The organism is Pseudarthrobacter phenanthrenivorans Sphe3 (assembly GCF_000189535.1).
Classification (GTDB): Bacteria; Actinomycetota; Actinomycetes; order Actinomycetales; family Micrococcaceae; genus Arthrobacter; species Arthrobacter phenanthrenivorans.
This window is the reverse complement of the sequence record NC_015145.1, coordinates 4,158,946-4,175,833: the sequence shown is the minus strand read 5'-3', so window position 1 is coordinate 4,175,833 and position 16,888 is coordinate 4,158,946. Positions and strand designations below refer to the sequence as shown.

General features: G+C 66.7%; 20 protein-coding genes. 8 read left to right on the top strand and 12 right to left on the bottom strand.

What is annotated here, in order from left to right; all coding sequences use genetic code 11:
• Positions 1-12 precede the first annotated feature (12 nt).
• The gene (locus ASPHE3_RS19390) at positions 13-984 is read right to left on the bottom strand and encodes an acyl-CoA thioesterase (RefSeq protein ID WP_013602890.1); all 972 of its coding nucleotides are present in this window, start codon (positions 982-984) and stop codon (positions 13-15) included.
• 220 nt (positions 985-1,204) lie between these two features.
• A complete protein-coding gene (locus tag ASPHE3_RS19385) occupies positions 1,205-1,639 on the bottom strand; it encodes a DoxX family protein (protein ID WP_013602889.1) in 435 nt (144 codons plus the stop codon).
• Between the two features lie 107 nt (positions 1,640-1,746).
• On the opposite strand from ASPHE3_RS19385, the gene ASPHE3_RS19380 reads away from it, so the two are divergent.
• The 3 genes from ASPHE3_RS19380 (at position 1,747) to ASPHE3_RS19370 (ending at position 4,213) form a co-directional block, all read left to right on the top strand.
• On the top strand, positions 1,747-3,099 hold the full coding sequence (locus ASPHE3_RS19380; protein ID WP_254362949.1) for an MATE family efflux transporter: 1,353 nt from the start codon (positions 1,747-1,749) through the stop codon (positions 3,097-3,099).
• A 55-nt stretch (positions 3,100-3,154) separates the two neighbouring features.
• The gene (locus tag ASPHE3_RS19375) at positions 3,155-3,745 is read left to right on the top strand and encodes a hypothetical protein (protein WP_013602887.1); all 591 of its coding nucleotides are present in this window, start codon (positions 3,155-3,157) and stop codon (positions 3,743-3,745) included.
• Positions 3,746-3,850: 105 nt separating this feature from the next.
• Positions 3,851-4,213, top strand: a complete 363-nt coding sequence (locus ASPHE3_RS19370) for a hypothetical protein (protein WP_013602886.1) — start codon at positions 3,851-3,853, stop codon at positions 4,211-4,213.
• On the opposite strand, the gene ASPHE3_RS19365 is transcribed toward ASPHE3_RS19370, so the two are convergent.
• Entirely contained in the window at positions 4,210-4,755 is a 546-nt protein-coding gene (locus ASPHE3_RS19365; protein WP_013602885.1) for a CGNR zinc finger domain-containing protein, read from the bottom strand. The two genes, ASPHE3_RS19370 and ASPHE3_RS19365, sit on opposite strands and share 4 nt — an antisense overlap.
• 72 nt (positions 4,756-4,827) lie before the next feature.
• On the opposite strand from ASPHE3_RS19365, the gene ASPHE3_RS19360 reads away from it, so the two are divergent.
• Positions 4,828-5,868 (top strand): EamA family transporter, encoded by a 1,041-nt coding sequence (locus ASPHE3_RS19360; protein ID WP_013602884.1) that lies wholly within the window; start codon positions 4,828-4,830, stop codon positions 5,866-5,868.
• A 76-nt stretch (positions 5,869-5,944) separates the two neighbouring features.
• Here ASPHE3_RS19360 and ASPHE3_RS19355 read toward each other — a convergent pair whose 3' ends face one another.
• Positions 5,945-6,208, bottom strand: coding sequence for a WXG100 family type VII secretion target (locus ASPHE3_RS19355; RefSeq protein WP_013602883.1), 264 nt, complete (start codon positions 6,206-6,208; stop codon positions 5,945-5,947).
• Between the two features lie 210 nt (positions 6,209-6,418).
• Between ASPHE3_RS19355 and ASPHE3_RS19350 the strand changes: the two genes are divergently transcribed.
• A complete protein-coding gene (locus ASPHE3_RS19350; protein WP_013602882.1) occupies positions 6,419-6,691 on the top strand; it encodes a DUF2277 domain-containing protein in 273 nt (90 codons plus the stop codon).
• A gap of 10 nt (positions 6,692-6,701) precedes the next feature.
• Here ASPHE3_RS19350 and ASPHE3_RS19345 read toward each other — a convergent pair whose 3' ends face one another.
• From ASPHE3_RS19345 to ASPHE3_RS22340, 6 genes are all read right to left on the bottom strand, one after another.
• Positions 6,702-9,164: a heavy metal translocating P-type ATPase gene (locus tag ASPHE3_RS19345; RefSeq protein WP_013602881.1), complete on the bottom strand. Its 2,463-nt coding sequence runs from the start codon at positions 9,162-9,164 to the stop codon at positions 6,702-6,704.
• Positions 9,165-9,188: 24 nt separating this feature from the next.
• Entirely contained in the window at positions 9,189-9,428 is a 240-nt protein-coding gene (locus ASPHE3_RS19340) for a heavy-metal-associated domain-containing protein (RefSeq protein ID WP_013602880.1), read from the bottom strand.
• A gap of 80 nt (positions 9,429-9,508) precedes the next feature.
• Positions 9,509-9,859 (bottom strand): metal-sensitive transcriptional regulator, encoded by a 351-nt coding sequence (locus ASPHE3_RS19335; protein WP_041653380.1) that lies wholly within the window; start codon positions 9,857-9,859, stop codon positions 9,509-9,511.
• A 287-nt stretch (positions 9,860-10,146) separates the two neighbouring features.
• On the bottom strand, positions 10,147-10,665 hold the full coding sequence (locus tag ASPHE3_RS19330; protein ID WP_013602878.1) for a universal stress protein: 519 nt from the start codon (positions 10,663-10,665) through the stop codon (positions 10,147-10,149).
• A 78-nt stretch (positions 10,666-10,743) separates the two neighbouring features.
• Positions 10,744-11,475 carry a sortase family protein gene (locus ASPHE3_RS19325; protein ID WP_013602877.1) on the bottom strand — a complete coding sequence of 244 codons (732 nt, stop codon included), beginning with the start codon at positions 11,473-11,475 and terminating at the stop codon, positions 10,744-10,746.
• Between the two features lie 117 nt (positions 11,476-11,592).
• Positions 11,593-12,780 (bottom strand): hypothetical protein, encoded by a 1,188-nt coding sequence (locus ASPHE3_RS22340; RefSeq protein ID WP_167536992.1) that lies wholly within the window; start codon positions 12,778-12,780, stop codon positions 11,593-11,595.
• A 297-nt stretch (positions 12,781-13,077) separates the two neighbouring features.
• Between ASPHE3_RS22340 and ASPHE3_RS19315 the strand changes: the two genes are divergently transcribed.
• From ASPHE3_RS19315 to ASPHE3_RS19305, 3 genes are read left to right on the top strand one after another with little or no spacing between them, the layout of a single operon-like run.
• A complete protein-coding gene (locus ASPHE3_RS19315) occupies positions 13,078-13,278 on the top strand; it encodes a hypothetical protein (RefSeq protein ID WP_041653378.1) in 201 nt (66 codons plus the stop codon).
• A 57-nt stretch (positions 13,279-13,335) separates the two neighbouring features.
• Positions 13,336-14,442: a WD40/YVTN/BNR-like repeat-containing protein gene (locus tag ASPHE3_RS19310; protein WP_013602874.1), complete on the top strand. Its 1,107-nt coding sequence runs from the start codon at positions 13,336-13,338 to the stop codon at positions 14,440-14,442.
• Positions 14,402-14,722: a MoaD/ThiS family protein gene (locus tag ASPHE3_RS19305; protein ID WP_375153953.1), complete on the top strand. Its 321-nt coding sequence runs from the start codon at positions 14,402-14,404 to the stop codon at positions 14,720-14,722. Before ASPHE3_RS19310 ends, ASPHE3_RS19305 begins: the two co-directional genes overlap by 41 nt.
• A 105-nt stretch (positions 14,723-14,827) precedes the next feature.
• Here ASPHE3_RS19305 and ASPHE3_RS19300 read toward each other — a convergent pair whose 3' ends face one another.
• Positions 14,828-15,064 (bottom strand): hypothetical protein, encoded by a 237-nt coding sequence (locus ASPHE3_RS19300; protein WP_013602872.1) that lies wholly within the window; start codon positions 15,062-15,064, stop codon positions 14,828-14,830.
• Between the two features lie 126 nt (positions 15,065-15,190).
• Positions 15,191-16,420: a pyridoxal phosphate-dependent aminotransferase gene (locus tag ASPHE3_RS19295; protein ID WP_013602871.1), complete on the bottom strand. Its 1,230-nt coding sequence runs from the start codon at positions 16,418-16,420 to the stop codon at positions 15,191-15,193.
• Positions 16,421-16,888: the final 468 nt, after the last annotated feature.

The following is a 16,888-nucleotide window of genomic DNA, read 5'->3' as shown; positions in this document are numbered from 1 at the left end:
TGCGCCGGCGGCTCAGCCCTGCTTCAGCAGGTGGTTGGGCAGGCGGTTGCCCGGGGCGGTGCCCCGGATTTCCAGCAGCTCGCGGGCGTGTGCGTGCAGCCTCTTGTCCTCCTCGCTGGCCGGCACCCATGGGGGGACCGGAACGGAGTTCCCCTGGGCGTCACGAGCCACCATGACCGTCAGGCAGTAGGTGGTGAGGTTCATTTCGCGGCTCTTGGGATCGCCCGAGCGGACATGTACTGCAATGTGCATGCCTTTGGTCCCCGTGTACACGAGGCGTGCCTCCACCTCCACCACGTGGCCGATCAGCAGTGGCCGGTAGAACCGGACGCCACCGGAAAACACTGCCACGGTATCCATGCCGCAGTAGCGGGAGGCGCACACGTAAGCGGCCTCGTCGATCCACTTCATGACGATCCCGCCGTGGACCTTGCCGCCCCAGTTGACGTCCGTGGGGGCAGCCATGAAGCGCAGGGTTACCCTTTCGGCCGTGCCGGCGTCGGTGTATTCCTGGCCGTTCATGGCTTCAACGATTTGTTCCCGCACCTTGATCCGGGCAACGGCGTGATCCCGCTCTTCAATCTCTTCAAGGGTGGCGGGCTCGAACTGCTTCACGGGGATGGGTTTTCCGTCCTCTCCCACAGCCACGAAGATCACCATGCACTGGCTGCGCATGGTGGCCGGCCCACCTTTGGGATCGCCGGAGGAAACCACGGTGCGGATGTGCATCGATGACCGGCCCGTGTAGACGATGGTGGCTTCAACTTCCACCATATCCCCGCTGTTCACGGGGTCGGCGAAATGGATGTTACCCACATAGGCGGTGACACAGTAGGACTTTGCCCAGCCCACGGCCGCAGCGTAGGCGGCCTTGTCCACCCACTCCAGGACGGTTCCGGCATCCACGGAGCCGCTGTGTCCCACGTCCATGGGCGCGGCCAGGAAGCGGAGGGTCACGGAGTTGGCGGCATGGGTCTCGGTCATGGTGCGATCATACTGACGCCGGCGGTTACCCGCCGGTTCGGGCGGTGCCGCACCGCGATCGCCGGAACGCGCCTACGTCGCCGTTCCGGAATGGCGAAACCGCAGCTTTCCCGCGACCTCGGGGATGTGGCGGACCGGTGGTGATAAAGCGCGACGGCGAGTGGGGCACCTGGGTGCCCCACCCGCCGTCGGACGTTTCCCGCTGGCCGGACGCGGATGGTCAGGCCAGGACGGCCAGCCTGGAATTGCTGCGCCCGAAGAGGGCGCGGTCCACAGAGAGCCGGCCCGCGCCGGTCAGGGCCAGGGCGAAGGCTGCTGCGGCGAGGAGCAGCACCAGCTCGTAGCCGCCGTTTGCCGCGAAGACACCGGCGGGGCCGTGCACCAGGACCAGTGCCCCAAGCATGTCAAGGACCAGGAGGGCCGCAATCACGCGGGTGAAGATTCCCAGGATCAGGGCGATGCCCCCGGCGAATTCGAGCACGGCGATGGCGGGTGCTGCAATTTCCGCGGCCGGCACGCCCATTTTGGCGAAGGAAGCCTGCGTGCCAGCGATCGTCCATTCGTTGAACTTCTGCCAGCCGTGGGCTGCAAACAGGAAACCGAGGATGATGCGGAGGGCGGTGATGGCTGTGGTGGTAAGTCGTGACTGGTTCATGGCTCCAGTGTTTCCGACAAATACTTGAAGAGTCAACTATTTGCGTCACATTGTGTCCCTTGTCATGTCCGGCTGGCCATCCCCGGCGGGCAGATTAGGCTGGCAGCGTGCCCCGCTTACCTGCCCCCGATACTGCCGTGCCGCACAAGGGACAGAGCCGCGAGATCCTTCGGCTGGCCGTTCCTGCCTTCGGTGCCCTGGTGGCGGAACCGTTGTTCCTGCTCGCGGATTCAGCCATCGTGGGCCACCTTGGCGTGGCACAGCTGGCTGGCGTGGGGCTCGCATCCGCCGTGCTGCACACCGCCGTCGGCCTGATGGTCTTCCTTGCCTATTCCACGACTCCTGCCGTGGCCCGCGCAATGGGTGACGGCCAGTGGGGAAAGGCCCTGGCGGCCGGGCGCGACGGCGTGTGGCTGGCACTGCTGCTGGGCCTGGTCCTCGCCGTGGCGGGCTTCCTGGCCGCGGACCCGCTGATCGGCCTCCTGGGGGCCGAGGGGGAGGTCCGCACCTTCGCCGTGGACTATCTCCGCTGGTCCATGCCAGGGCTGGTGGCAATGCTCCTGATCTTTGCGGGTACCGGCCTGCTCCGCGGAATGCAGGACACTCGAACGCCGCTGCTGGTGGCCACGTCCGGATTCGGCCTGAACATCGTCCTGAACCTGTGGCTGGTGTACGGGCTTGGCTGGTCCGTCACGGGCTCGGCCGTGGGAACCAGCGTGGCACAGTGGGCGATGGCTGCCGTGTATCTGGTGATAGTCCGGCAAAATGCCGTCCGCCACGGGGTGCCGCTGGCGCCGAACTGGCGGGGGATCCGAAGCATGACCCGGGTGGGATCGTGGCTGATGCTGCGCACGCTCAGTCTCCGGGTTGCCATCCTGGCCACGGTGCTGGTTGTCACGGCGCAGGGCGCCGTGAACCTGGCCGCCCACCAACTGGCCATGACCATCTTTTCTTTCCTGGCCTTCGCCCTGGACGCCCTGGCCATTGCCGCCCAGGCCCTGATCGGCAAGGAACTAGGCGCGTCAAACGCCCTCAAGGCGCGTCTCCTGACGGGAACCATGGTCCGCTGGGGACTGGGATTCGGTGTGGTGACCGGGGTGCTGCTAGCCCTTGCGGCGCCCTTTGCCGGGCGCCTCTTCACCTCCGATCCCGAGGTGCAGGCCGTCCTGGCCCTTGCCCTCTGGGTCGTCGCTGCCGGCCAGCCGGTTGCAGGCTATGTCTTCGTGCTGGACGGTGTGCTGATCGGTGCCGGCGACGCGAGATACCTTGCGTTGGCTGGGCTGGCGAACCTGGCAGCCTACCTGCCCATGCTGGTTGCGGTGGCGGTACTGGGCCTGCCGGGCGCGGCTGGCCTGGGCTGGCTGTGGGCGGCCTTTGCGCTTGGATATATGGCGGCCCGTGCCCTTACCCTGGGCCTCCGGGCCCGCTCCGACCGGTGGATGGTGCTCGGCTCGGACTAGGGCCCGATTCCGTTCCAGGTTCTACCCGCGTCCCTGCCGCTACTAAACTGGACCGGTGACGCAACCAAGGACACCCGCAGGCACCGCTCCCGGAACCAACCCCCGGCCGGATCTGTGGCAGCCGGTCCTGCTCCGTTCCGTGGCAGCCCTGGTGTTCGGCGCGGTGACCATATTCTGGGCCGCCCCGTCCGTGGAGGTCATGGGATGGGCCGGGGGGCTGTATCTTCTGGCCACGGGCGCGCTGCTGCTCAGGAGCGTTGGGGCAACAGGATTCCAGCGGGATGCGGCGCCGGGCAAAATGCTCTCCGCCGCAGGCGCCGTGCTGGCAGGCGCCGGATTCTCCCTGGTGCTGCTGCACGGCGACCTCGTGTTTGGTGTGGTGGCAGCCGCGGGGCTGGGGGTGGCGGGGGCCCTGGAACTCGCGTGCGGGCTGACCCTGCGCGGGCGCCATGTACTGGCCCGCGATTGGATCGCGTCCGGAGTAGTGGGCCTTGGCACCGCAGCCGTCCTGCCTTTCTTCATCAGCCTGGGCGCCCACGCCCTGCTGGGTGTGGTGGGTGGAGGCGCGATTATTTCGGGCGTTTTGTGGGTACTTTCCGGGCTGACGCTTCGGCACGATGCCCGCAGTGCTGCAGGAAAGCCGTAAACTAGGAAAGCGCGGTTCTACTTCTTGTAGAAATTTTGCCGGGCAAACCACCGCAATACTGGAAAACCAGGCCGGCCTGCGTGCCGCCTGCAGGGAGGAATCACCGTGGCAGACCAGCATCAGGGAAAACCGCGCAAGCTGCGGACCTCGGTGAAGGGCCCGCTGATGTTCTCTGCGTTCTGGGCAGTGGTGGCCTTCCTGGCCGTGGTGGTCTTTGCCTCGGGCGGCAGTGCACGCGCCCCCCGTTTCGACCTGGCTTTCACTGCCGCAGGCATCGCTTTCATTGTCACGCTTGTGGTGGCTGCCATGCTCTCAATGAGCCACAAGGAGAATGCCGAGCACCTGGGCAAGGGTTCGGGAGTAAACCTCAGTTCAGCACGAAAGCCTTCCCATGGCTTCGGCGCCCCGGGCAGCACCCAGGGCCCCGCTGCACCGGCTGACGGGCAGGAACCCCGGGACAACCGCTAGCTGGAGGCTGCCTGCCGGGCCCGGTAGGCGGCAACGTGCGCCCGGTTGGCGCAGTTGCCGGTGTCGCAGTACCGCTTAGACCGGTTCCGGCTAAGGTCCAATACCGCAGCGTCGCAATCCTCGGCTTCGCAGGTGCGCATCCGGTCCATCTCCTTGCCGCGGATGACGTCCGCCAGTGCCATCGCCGCCTCTGTGCTCATCCTGTCCACCAGAGGGGCCTCGGGGGTGGTGGCATGCAGGTGCCAGTCCCACTCGTCGTGCTTAACCAGTTGGGGCAGGGCCCGTGCCTCACGCAGCAGGCGGTTCACCGTCCGGACGGCCGATTCTTCATCCGCAGTCCACAGTTCCGCCAGCTGCCCGCGCAGTTGCCGCACGCTTTCCAGCTCCGCGCCGTCCCGGGTCCGGGAACCGGTAAAGCCTTCCGCCGCCAGGAAGCGGTCCAGGTCCGCCGGGGTGGCAAGGGCTTCGGCCCCGTTCGCCGCGGAGTTGATCAGGTTCACCACGGTCCGCAGCGCCACCTCAGTGTCAGGTGCAAAAACCATCTTGACTCCTTACAGGCTGTTCCCGTACTGTCATGACCATTACCCCACTTTACTCCTGACAGGAGGGCAATGATGTCCGCTGCAACCAGCCGTCCGCGCAGTCAGCCACACGCCGGAGGCCGCAGCTTCGTTGCCTCCGGGCTCGGCATCGCCCTCTTCTCTTCCGCGGTCTTCGGCCTCTCTGGATCCTTCGCCAAGGCGTTGCTGGAGACCGGCTGGACGCCCGGGGCTGCCGTAACTGCCCGGCTCACCGGCGCGGCCCTGATTCTCGCGGTGCCCGCGATTCCTGCCCTGAAGGGCCGCTGGCACCAGCTCCGGGACAACTGGTTGACCATTCTGCTTTTCGGGTTGGTGGGCGTGGCAGCCTGCCAGCTGTTCTACTTCAACGCCGTGGCCAGGCTCTCCGTGGGGGTGGCACTCCTCCTGGAGTACCTGGCGCCGGTGATCATCGTGCTCTGGCTGTGGGCGGCCAGCCGGAAACAGCCCCGGGCCCTGACCTTCGGTGGAACGCTGCTGTCCATCGCCGGCCTGGTCCTGGTCCTCGACTTGACCGGTGCCGTAAAGATCGATGTGGTGGGTGTCCTTTGGGGTGTCGCGGCCGCAGTGTGCCTGGCCATGTACTTCTTCATCACCGCCAAGGAGAATGACTCCCTGCCGCCCATCGTGCTGGCATCCGGCGGGCTCCTGGTGGGCGCGGCCGTGATGTGGCTTGCCGCAGCAACCGGCCTGGCGCCTATGGCCTTCAGCACCGCCGATACCGCCCTGGGTCCCTGGGTTACGCCGTGGTGGGTTTCGTTGGCGGGGCTGGTGGTCCTGGCCACGGTGCTGGCCTACGTATCCGGGATTATGGCGGCGCGCGCGCTGGGCTCCAAGGTGGCGTCCTTCGTGTCGTTGACCGAGGTGCTCTTCGCCGTGATCTGGGCATGGCTGCTGCTCGGCGAACTTCCGGGGGCCATCCAACTCCTTGGCGGAGTGCTGATCGTGGGCGGCGTCATCCTGGTCCGCCTTGATGAACTTCGGGGCCCGGCAGCGGCGCCTGTGGCGGACGGCGCGCACGCAGCAAAGGCCCCGTCCCCGCTGGAACACGCCAACGACGTCGAGCCTGTCCCATAGCCAAAGGCCTTAAGCCGCAGCAGGCCCGGACTGTGCGTCCGGGCCTGCTGGCGGTGCGTGCGTGAAGCTGCAGGAATCAGCGCGAGGCCTGGTCCTGCTCCTCGGCGTTGCGCTTGGCCTTGCCGCCGGCTTCCTTGAGCGCTTCCGCCACCTTGGTCAGCATGGTGGTGTGGGTACCGCTCCATTCGTCGCGGAACTTCTCCGCGTCCGGGCCCTTCCAGTCAGTGCCGTTCAGGAGATTGGTAAGGGCCGACTTCTGGTTCTCGATCTCGGCGGCACCCGACTGAAGCTTGCTGCCCAGCTGACGAAGCTGCTGAACGTCTGCACCCCAAATAGCCATCAGTTTTTCTCCTCATAGAGTCATGGATCCGAACCAAGTCGGCATCCCCAGCGGCCTCCCGGCTCATCCGGAAGATCCATTGCCTAAAACCTACCGTGGCCCTCGAAACAGTGTCGATGGGCACCCCTGCCCATGCGGCCTCCACATGGCACGGCCGGCGGCGGCGGGAGGAGGGTCGATCCCAGGCGTTCCAGAGCCTAGCATGGCTGTATGTGCCGGAATATCCGAACCCTCCACAACTTCGAACCGCACGCCACGTCGGAGGAAGTGCACGCCGCTGCCCTGCAGTATGTACGCAAGATCAGCGGCAGTACCAAGCCATCGAAGGCGAACCAGGAGGCCTTTGACGCCGCGGTCCACGAGATCGCGCACGTCACCCAGCACCTCCTTGACGCACTGGTGTCGCAGGCCCCGCCCAAGGACCGCGAAACGGAGGCGGCAAAGGCCAAGGCCCGCGCGGCAGTCCGGTACGGGGCTGCCTGACATTCCCTGCCTACGTGCCCTGCTGCTTTCCAAAGCTCCGCAGCCGGAGCGAGTTGGCCACCACCAGGACTGAGCTGGCGGCCATGGCGGCACCGGCGATCATTGGGTTGAGCAGGCCCAGCGCGGCCACCGGGATGCCCACGGCGTTGTAGAAGAACGCCCAGAAGAGGTTGGTCTTGATAGTGGCCAGCGTCCTGCGGGAGAGTTCGATGGCCTGGGCCACCTGGGCGAGATTGTTGCCCATGACGGTGAGGTCCGCCGCCTCGATGGCCACGTCCGTTCCCGATCCCATTGCAATGCCGAGATCCGCCTGCGCAAGCGCGGCTGCGTCGTTGACTCCGTCCCCTGCCATAGCCACGGTGGCTCCGCGCGCCTGCAGCTCCCGGACTGCCTCGACTTTCCCTTCCGGCAGGACCCCGGCATAGACGTCTTCCTTGTCAATGCCGACGGCGGCCGCCACCTGTGCAGCCACGGCTGCGTTGTCGCCGGTGAGCAGAATGGGCCGCAGGCCGAGTTCCCGCAGCCGGGCGATCGCGGCAGCCGAGCCCTCCTTGACCGTGTCCCGAAGGCTGATGATGCCGGCAACGGCGCCGTCCACCGCAACCCAGATGGCCGTGGCACCGGTTGCTTCCGCTGCTGCCAGTGAAGACTGCTGCTCCGGTGTGGGTTTGGTGCAGTTTTGCTCCAGCCACCCCGTGCGGCCGGCCGTCACCAGCCTGCCTTCGACAGTCCCTGAGACGCCGCCGCCGGGGGCGGAACGGAAGTCCGCCACGGAAGGCAGCGCCCCGCCGTCGTCCCATGCCTGGCTGTCCCTGGCTCTCGCCTGGGCGGCAGCGGCAATGGCGCGGGCCACGGGATGTTCCGATGCCGCCTCCACCGCTCCCGCAAGCCGCAGCACCTCGCCCTCGGCGAAGCCCTCGAAGGCAAGGGTTGCGTCCACGGCCAGGACACCGGTGGTCACCGTGCCGGTCTTGTCCAGCAGGATGGTGTCAACGGTCCGGGTGTCCTCCAGGACCTGCGGCCCCTTGATGAGGATGCCCAGTTGGGCTCCCCGCCCGGTGCCGGTCAGCAGGCCCACGGGCGTGGCCAGCCCCAGGGCGCAGGGGCAGGCGATCACCAGGACGGCGACGGCGGCGGTGAACGCGGAGCGCAGGTCGCCGCTGCTGGCATCGGGTCCCGTGATAAGCAGCCAGAGCAGGAATGTGAGCGCGGCGATAGCCAGGACCACCGGAACGAAGACCGCGCTGATGCGGTCTGCCAGGCGCGCGATGGGCGCTTTGCCGGTCTGTGCCTGGGAGACCAGGCGGGCCATCTGGGCGAGGGTTGTTTCGGAGCCCACGCGGGTTGCCCGTACCAGCAGGCGTCCCGAGGTGTTGATGGTGGCGCCGGTGACGCGGCTGCCAGGGCCCACTTCCACCGGGACCGATTCGCCCGTCACCAGGGAGGCGTCCACCGCGGAGTTGCCGTCTGCAACCACGCCATCGGTGGCGATCTTCTCGCCGGGGCGGACCACCAGGACATCACCCACCTGCAGCTGGTCCGCGCGGATCCTCTCCTCCCTGCCGTCACGCAGGACGGTGGCGTCCTTGGCACCCAGGTTCAGGAGGGCCCGCAGCGCGTCGCCGGCTTTCTGCTTGGCGCTGGCCTCCAGGTACCGGCCCAGCAGGAGGAAGGTGGTCACCACGGCGGCCACTTCAAAGTAGAGGCCGCCGGTCTCCATGCCTTCCATCCCCGGATGTTCGGTCATCCGCGGATCGGCCAACAGCTGCCAGGCGGAGAACAGGTAGGCGGCTGCCACGCCGATGGACACCAGCGTGTCCATCGTGGAAGCCAGGTGCCTGGCATTGATGGCCGCCGCCCGGTGGAAGGGCCATGCCGCCCAGGTCACCACCGGCAGTGCAAGCAGCGCCGCCACCCAGCCCCAGTGGGGGAACTGGGCCACGGGGACCATGGAGACCAGGAAAACAGGGACTGTCAGGATTGCCGCCAGGATCAGGCGCGGGCGGAGCTTGGCGGCTGCGCTGGCAACGGGTGTAGCGTCCGCGGTGCCAACGGCGACTTGCTCTGCGTGCTCGCTCGTTCCTCCCCGGCGGTTCCCTGGCCTCGCAAGCTCGTCCAAGGAACCCTGCCGCGGTGGGTCCAGCTTGGACGCATGCTGCCGCAAATCCCCGCCGTCACCGCCTGCCGGCACGTTCCCGGATGCGCTGGTTTCCTCACCCGCGCCTTCTGGTATCCCATGGATCTTCGCTTTATAGCCCGCTGCGTTGACGGTTTCTATCAGTTGCTCATCAGTGATCCCCGCCGGGACTGTCACGTGCGCTGACTCGAGCGGGAGGTTGACTGAAGCCTGCACGCCGTCGAGCTTGCCGAGCTTTTTCTCCACGCGGTTAACGCAGGAGGCGCAGGTCATGCCTTCGATGTCGAGTTCCACCACGCGGGTTGCCGGCTGGTGGAGAAGTTCCTGGTTGCTCATGCGGCTCCCAAATCAGTGGTGGCTTCAGGCCTCGTTGGCGACGACCAGATAGCCGGCTTCAGCCACAGCCTCGCCGATTTCAGCCGGCGACAATTCGTTGCTGGAGGTGATGGTCACGGTGGAAATGCCGCCGGCGTTCAGCTCGACGTTGACCTCTTCAACGCCAGCCAGTGCCTCGAGTTCCTCACTGACTGCCGAGACGCAGTGCCCGCAGGTCATCCCGGAGACGCTGACTGTGGTGGTGGTAGGGGAGGTGGTGCTCATGGCTTGCTCCTAAAGGGTTGGCCGGCGGTGGCCGGCATTGAGGGGTCCAGGGGTAAGGGTTCGTGGGGTCGGGATCCGGGTCAGCGAAGCAGCCGGCCGATGGCGTCGGCCGCTTCCTTGACCTTTACGTCGATCGCTTCGGCGCGGACTGCGGGGTCGGGCTCATTGGCGGCGCCCACAACGCAGTGGCCAATGTGTTCTTCCACCAGTCCCAGGCTGACTGCGTGCAACGCCTTGGTGACGGCTGAAACCTGGGTGAGGATATCGATGCAGTACTTGTCCTCATCCACCATGCGTGCAATTCCGCGGACCTGGCCCTCGATGCGCTTCAGCCTGCGGAGGTATGCCTCCTTGTTGGCGGTGTAGCCGTGCGGCGCGAGGTCCTGCCCGGGTGCCTGGGCAGCCTGAACCGCTTCTTCCGTGGTGTTCATGAAATTCACCATATACCCCCAAGGGGTATAAATTCAAGTACCCCATGGGGGTATCCGCAGAGCTACGTCCCCCACATCTTTCCGGGCACAAAAAAGCTCCGGAGTGCGTTATTGGGGGATACGCACTCCGGAGCAGCTCTTGGGCAGTTCCCGTTCCCTGGTGGTTGGAACCGGCCTGCTTGAATCAGCTTACTGTCTGGTAGCGCAAGCCGCCAGCATGCGGAATAACTACTTTCGCTTTATTTTTCGAGCATGCTCCAGCAGGCGCGGAGCCCTGCAGCGGCTGACTAGGGCCTGTCTTCGTGGGCGGGCATCCGGTAGGGGACCACCAGGACGGGCCTGCTTTGGTGGTGGGTCAGCCAGGCGCCCACCGATCCGTTCAGGGCTTCCGCGATCCGGTGGGAGAACCCGCGTTCAGAGGTGCCCACGATGATCATTGGGGCGTCGGTTTCCGCAGCAAGCTGCGCCAGCGCGCGGGCCGGATCTCCTGCCAGCGTCCGCAAGGTCCATTCCACGCCGTCGTCACCGGCCGGCACCTTCGCCGCCGCTGCCTGTATCACTGACTCCAGCTCCGATGTGAGGGCACGGATTTCCTTGTCGTCAGCGTCCGGATGGAGGGACAGCCGGTGGGCTGAGCGTGCAGGATCCCATTCCACGAGGTAGCTGGCCTCGTCCACGTAGGCGCAGACCAGGGGTGCACCCAAGCGTGCGGCGAGGGTGGTTGCGGTCTGCAGGACTTCGGGATGCTGCTTGGGCATGACGCCCACCAGGAGTGGGGCCGTCCCATTGAATCGTTCTGAGGTCATAGCCTATTGTCCGCCCGGGGAAACGTGCTTGCACAGTCAGGCCGGCGGCCACAGCTGGGACCAGCAGGAAGAAGCGGGCTAGGAAACCGCAGGTGAAGCCGTAATGACGACGTTTTTCCCCCAGGGGTCCTCGGTGAAGCAACTGATCAGGACCAAGCGGTTGGGCACTATCTCCCAGATGGGGCTGTCCTTCAGGCTGGACTTGAGATAGGTGGTCACACTGTCCACCCGGTAGGAGATGGTGCCCATGGCGGTCTCTACCTGGAACAGGTCACCCACCGCGGCCGCTGAGCTGAGGTTGTTGAAGGGTGCCTCCGCGCCTTCCCAGCTGTGACCGATGACATAGGTGGTGTTGGCCGAACCCTGGCCTGGCGTGCCGAAGGGGGTCAGCCAGTAGCCGTCCTTGGTGGCTGGCGGCACGATGGTCTGGCTGGACTGCGCCGCGCCGTCCAGTTCGAGCGGGTGGACGGGAACATCGAAGGCTGCGGACGGGTATCGGATCCGGCGCGGTTGTGCCGCTTCCGGGAGTTGGGGCTGGGCAACTGAACCGGCGGCCGGCCGGGGAGGCGCCGTGGCCCCGTCCGGAGTTCCCGCTACGGCGATGGGGGCCGGCTCGGCCACGGGAACCCCGCTGGCCATGGACTCCACCGCTCCGCCCGGGACCCGGCTGGGTTGGCTGATCAGGGGAGCGCCAAAGGTGATGGATAGAAAGGCGAGGACACCGCACAGCATGATGGCCAGGTCGCCACGGTTCCATCGGCGCCGCCGCCCTTTGGTTTCCGCTGCGTGCCGGCTGTGGATCTTTGCCATCGTGCTCCTCGGCGGTGGAGGTGGAAGGGAACTGGGAAAGGAAGGAAGGCATCCCGCCGGGCACTGGCGGGATGCCTTCCTTGTCGATGGCCGCGTGACGCGGCGTGGGCCGTGGTGTCAGTTGGTGGCGCCGGACCGGCGGCGCACTGCTACCGCCGCTCCTGCTGCTGCCAGTGCACCCAGTCCGCCGAGCCAGGCGGGCGAACCTTCGGCGCCGCCCACGGCGGTCTGTGCGTTGTAGCCCTGGTTGGTGCCGAGGCTGGTAGAGGTTGCTGCCGGAACACCGGTGCGTGCCGCGGGCTGTGCGGCCAAAGACTGCGCGGGAATTACAGCAGTACCGACTGTTTCGCCGCCGCCGGTTCCGCCGGTTCCGCCTGTTTCGCCGCCACCGGGTCCGCCTGTATCGCCGCCGCCGCCGTCGTTTCCGCCGCCGCCTCCGCCGTTGCCGCCGTCGTTGTTGCCGCCGTCGTTTCCGCCTCCGCCGTTGCCGCCGTCGTTATTGCCGCCGCCGCCGCCGTTGCCGCCGCCGTTGCCGCCGCCGTTGCCGCCGTCGTTTCCGCCGCCGCCTCCGCCGTTGCCGCCGTCGTTTCCGCCGCCGCCATTGTTGCCGCCGTCATTTCCGCCGCCACCGTTTCCGCCGCCGTTGTTGCCGCCGTTGCCGCCGCCGTTGCCGCCGCCGTTGCCGCCGTCATTTACGCCGCCGCCGTTGCCGCCGCCGCCGCCGTTGTTGCCGCCGCCGCCGCCGTTGCCGCCGCCGCCGCCGTTGTTGCCGCCGCCGCCGCCGTTGCCGCCGCCGTTGTTGCCGCCGCCGTTGTTGCCGCCGCCGTTGTTGCCGCCGCCGCCGCCGTTGCCGCCGCCATTGTTGCCGCCGTCATTTACGCCGCCGCCGTTGCCGCCGCCATTGTTGCCGCCGTCATTTACGCCGCCGCCGTTTCCGCCGCCGTTGTTGCCGCCGCCGCCGCCGTTGTTGCCGCCGCCGCCGCCGTTGCCGCCGCCGCCGTTGCCGCCGCCGTTGTTGCCGCCGCCGTTGTTGCCGCCGCCGCCGCCGTTGCCGCCGCCATTGTTGCCGCCGTCATTTACGCCGCCGCCGTTTCCGCCGCCGCCGCCGCCGCCGTTTCCGCCGCCGCCGCCGCCGTTTCCGCCGCCGCCGCCGCCGTTGCCGGCAGCGTCGACCAGCTGCACGACGGACGGTGCCACGCATCCGTCCTTTTGACAGACGTTGATGCCATCTGCGGCCAGGGCAGGGGCCGTGAGGCCGATCAAACCCAGCCCCGCCACCCCCAGTGTGGCTAAGGTACGTTTCATTTTTTCTCCCCAGGATTTTTGATGGTGAAACGGACCATGATGAGGAGGACTGGCAGGTGCCGATTGCCCCAGCAGCACGGTCAGCTTGCTTGAGTTTTCAGGCTAGGTGGGGGGCCCAAGACAGTCCTGAGTAGGGGATACTCGTCTTTTCCGGACTTCGGTCAGTGTGGGTTACCTGCGGGTACCCGCATCGCTTGGGGGACTACCTGCACTGGCTGCCTGCCTCCCGGCGGTGTATCTTGTCCGCGAATGCTGCCGGGCCTAACGTTGGAGCACAACGAAAGGTACGTGAAAATCATGGAAATCTTCATGTGGTGGCTGGATCTGGACTTGGCCAGCAAGGAGTGGCTGCGGGAGAACCTCCGTGCCGAGGAGCTGCCCCTTCCGGTGCTCCAGGGCATCGCCGAGGCGGGCGGGCCGCATCCGGACAATCCGGCGGCGGTCCTTACCGAGGCGGACTGGGACTTCATCGAGACGCAGTCCGAATTCGTGGACTGAGCTTTTCCCGCAACGGACGCCTGGAAACCGTTGCGGGTTGCCCGGGGCGGTGGTTGCATGGTGGGCATGGCAACCGCACAGAGTTTTGTCCTGGCGATCGGAACCAAAAAGGGGCTGTGGCTGGCCACCAGTCCGGACCGGCAGCAGTGGTCCTTCACCGGCCCGCACTTCCTCATGAATGAGATCCCCAGCATCGGGATCGACACCCGGGACGGCAGGACGCGGATCATGGTGGGGGTCCGGAGTGAGCATTGGGGCCCTACCGTGGCACACTCCGATGACCTTGGCGCCACCTGGTCCGAGCCGGAGCAGGGCGCCATCGCGTTCCCGGAGGACGCTGGGGCAGCGGTTGAGCGCATTTGGCAGATCTACCCGGACGCAGCCTCCCGTCCGGGCGTCGTCTGGGCGGGAGCGGAACCCATCTCCGTCTGGAAATCTACCGACGGCGGGGAACACTTCGAGTTGAACCGCGGCCTGTGGGATCATCCCCACCGCGGTGAGTGGGGCGCCGGTTACGGGGGCGCCGCCGCGCACTCCATCGTGGTCCACCCTTCCGGGGACACAATCCACGTGGCCATGAGCACGGGGGGTGTCTACCGCTCGCTCGACGGCGGCGCCTCCTGGGAGCCGCGCAACCGCGGCATTTCGGCGTATTTCATGCCGGACCCCAATCCGGAGTTCGGCCAGTGCGTCCACAAGATCGCAGCGGATGCCGCCGTCGACGGCCGCCTTTATGCCCAGAACCACCACGGCGTGTACCGCACGGACGACAATGCCGAGACCTGGAACTCCATCGCGGATGGCCTGCCCGCCGACTTCGGTTTCGTGATGTTGGCCCATCCCCGCAGGGAGGGCACGGCCTGGGTGGTGCCGCTGAAGGCTGACGGCGAACGCATTCCGCCGAACGGCGAACTCGCCGTGCACCGCACGGACGACGCCGGCAGCACCTGGACGAGGCTCAGCAAGGGCCTGCCTACCGGGGAATACAACAGCGTGCTGCGGGACGCGGCCTCAGTGGATACCGCGGAGCCCGCTGGAGTCTATTTCGGAACGCGCGGGGGCACCGTCTACGCCAGCGCGGACGAAGGCGGGACGTTCCAGGAGGTGGTGTCGCACCTTCCGGATGTGCTGTGCGTGCGGGCGGCTGTGGTTGCGGGTGCCTGAGATTGCGGTGGTGCTTCCCAGCGTCCTGCAGCCCCTGGCCGGCGGGCAGTCCGTCCTGACTGCGCCCGCCGACGGGCCGGTAACCGTGGGAAAACTGCTGGATGCGGTGACCACGGACTTCGCGGTGCTTGCCCGGCGGCTCCGCGACGAGACCGGGGCGCTGAGGCGCTTCGTGAATGTGTATGTAGATGGCGACGAGGTGCGGCGGCTGCAAGGGCTGGACACCAAGGTGTCTCCCGGCCAGGAGGTGCTGGTCATCCAGTCAGTGGCCGGCGGCTAGGCCGCCCCGCAACCGGGCGGGAGCGCTGCTGCGGGCAGCCCTTACTGGCTACGCCCGCGGCAGCGGCGTCCCGATGTTCAGGTGACGATGTGCACGCGACTGCGTTCAGGCGACCCGCCAGACGCTGCATTCGTCGGTATTAATGGCTTTGCGCAGGCCGGTGAGCCGGTCCAGGATCCAGACCACGCCGATCCCCGGTGCGGTTTCCTGGACACTGCCGCGGCGGATCACCACGTCGTCGTAGGAGGGCCCTACGGAGAGCCGGGCTTCTATCTCATCACCACGGTGGAGCTGGTCCAGGGCGCGGACTCTGGTCACATGGGGCGCAACTTTCTGCTTCATGGCGTGGCCTCCTGGCTGGGGCTGGGTGCCGGCTCTTGCCTGCAGAATCCAGTGTGCCCACCCATTGTTGCGGCCGCGTTTCCCCGCGGTTAGGCCCGGGTTAGTTCTTCACGCCGGACCTGTTTCCTAGCGCAGCTCCATGCTGCTGCGGTAGGCCGCCAGGAAGGTGGAGATCCGGCGGACTGCCTCCCGGATGTCCAGGACGGATGGAAGGATGACGAAGCGGAAGTGGTCCGGCGCGGGCCAGTTGAACGCCGATCCGTGCGAGACGAGGATCTTCTGGTCCTGCAGCAGGGCCAGGACGAACTGCTCGTCGCTGGTGATGGGGTAGAGCTCCGGATCCAGCCGGGGAAACAGGTACATCGCCCCGGACGCGGGCACGCAGGTCACGCCGGGAATCTCCGTCAGGAGCTGGTAGGCAAGGTCCCGCTGTTCGCGGAGCCGGCCGCCGGGCCGCACCAGCGCCTCGATGCTCTGGTAGCCGCCAAGGCAGGTCTGGATGGCGTGCTGGGCGGGAACGTTGGGACACAAGCGGAGCGAGGCGAGCAGTTCCAGCCCTTCGCGGTAGGCCGCGGTGGCGGCCAGGGGTCCGGTCACCGCCACCCAGCCGGCACGGTAACCGGGCATCCGGTAGGCCTTGGACAGGCCGCTGAAGGTCAGGCAGCAGACGTCCTCGGCCACGGAGGCGGTGTGGATGTGCTGGGCGTCCCCGTAGAGCACCTTCTCGTAAATCTCGTCGGAGAACAGGACCAGGTGGTGTTTCCTCGCCAGCTCGGCAAACTGCTCCAGGATGTGGCGGGGATAAACAGCGCCGGTGGGATTGTTGGGATTGATGATGACAATCCCCTTGGTGCGGCCGGTGATTTTGGCCTCGACGTCCGCCATGTCCGGCCACCAGTTCTCAGCCTCGTCGCAGATGTAGTGCACCGGTTTCCCGCCGGTCAGCGTGACGGCAGCGGTCCAGAGCGGATAGTCCGGGGCGGGGACCAGGATTTCGTCGCCGTCCTCCATGAACGCCTGCAGGCACATGGAAATGAGCTCGCTGACGCCGTTGCCGATGAAGATATCCTCCACGCCGATCTGCATGAGGCCCCGCGTCTGGTAGTACTGCGAGATGGCGGTCCGGGCGGTGAAGATCCCCTTCGAGTCGCTGTACCCCTGTGCTCCGCGCAGGTGGTGAATCATGTCCACCACCACGGACTCCGGCGTTTCCAGGCCGAAGGGCGCGGTGTCCCCAAGATTCATCTTGAGGATCCGATGCCCCTCCGCCTCCATGGCCTTGGCGGCCTGGAGGATGGGTCCACGGAGTTCGTAGCGGACGTTCTGGAGCTTGCTGGAGTGCTGCATGGGGCGCATGGTTGATTTTTTCATAAACGCACGACGGCGGCGCACGGCTGCAGTTTCGCAGCAAACCATGGCGGGCCGCGGGTAACAAACGAAGTTCTTCGGCAGAAATATTTGCGCCATTTATCTGGCATTTTGAGAACGCATGCCGTTTGAGGTGGCGCCCATGCGGGCAGGGCGGCGGCGTCCACTGTTCGAAGAAAGGCGTGTATTGCGCCGCGGTGGCCCTGCGCGTCGCCGCATGAACCCCCATGAACCTCGAAAACCCGATTGCGTTACGTCCTGATGCGCCATGTGTCGCCGGACGGCACAACGTGCGGCGGAGTGTCCGCGCACTACGCCGCAAGGACGCCTGTTACTCCCCTTTTCCCGGTGTTGCCGGCCGTTTCGCGCAATTAAGCCACCGCTTCTGCCGGTGATTCTTCTCTGTTCTAGTGGTTGCCACGAGCCACAAGGTCCGGATCGACACCCGAACTGCAG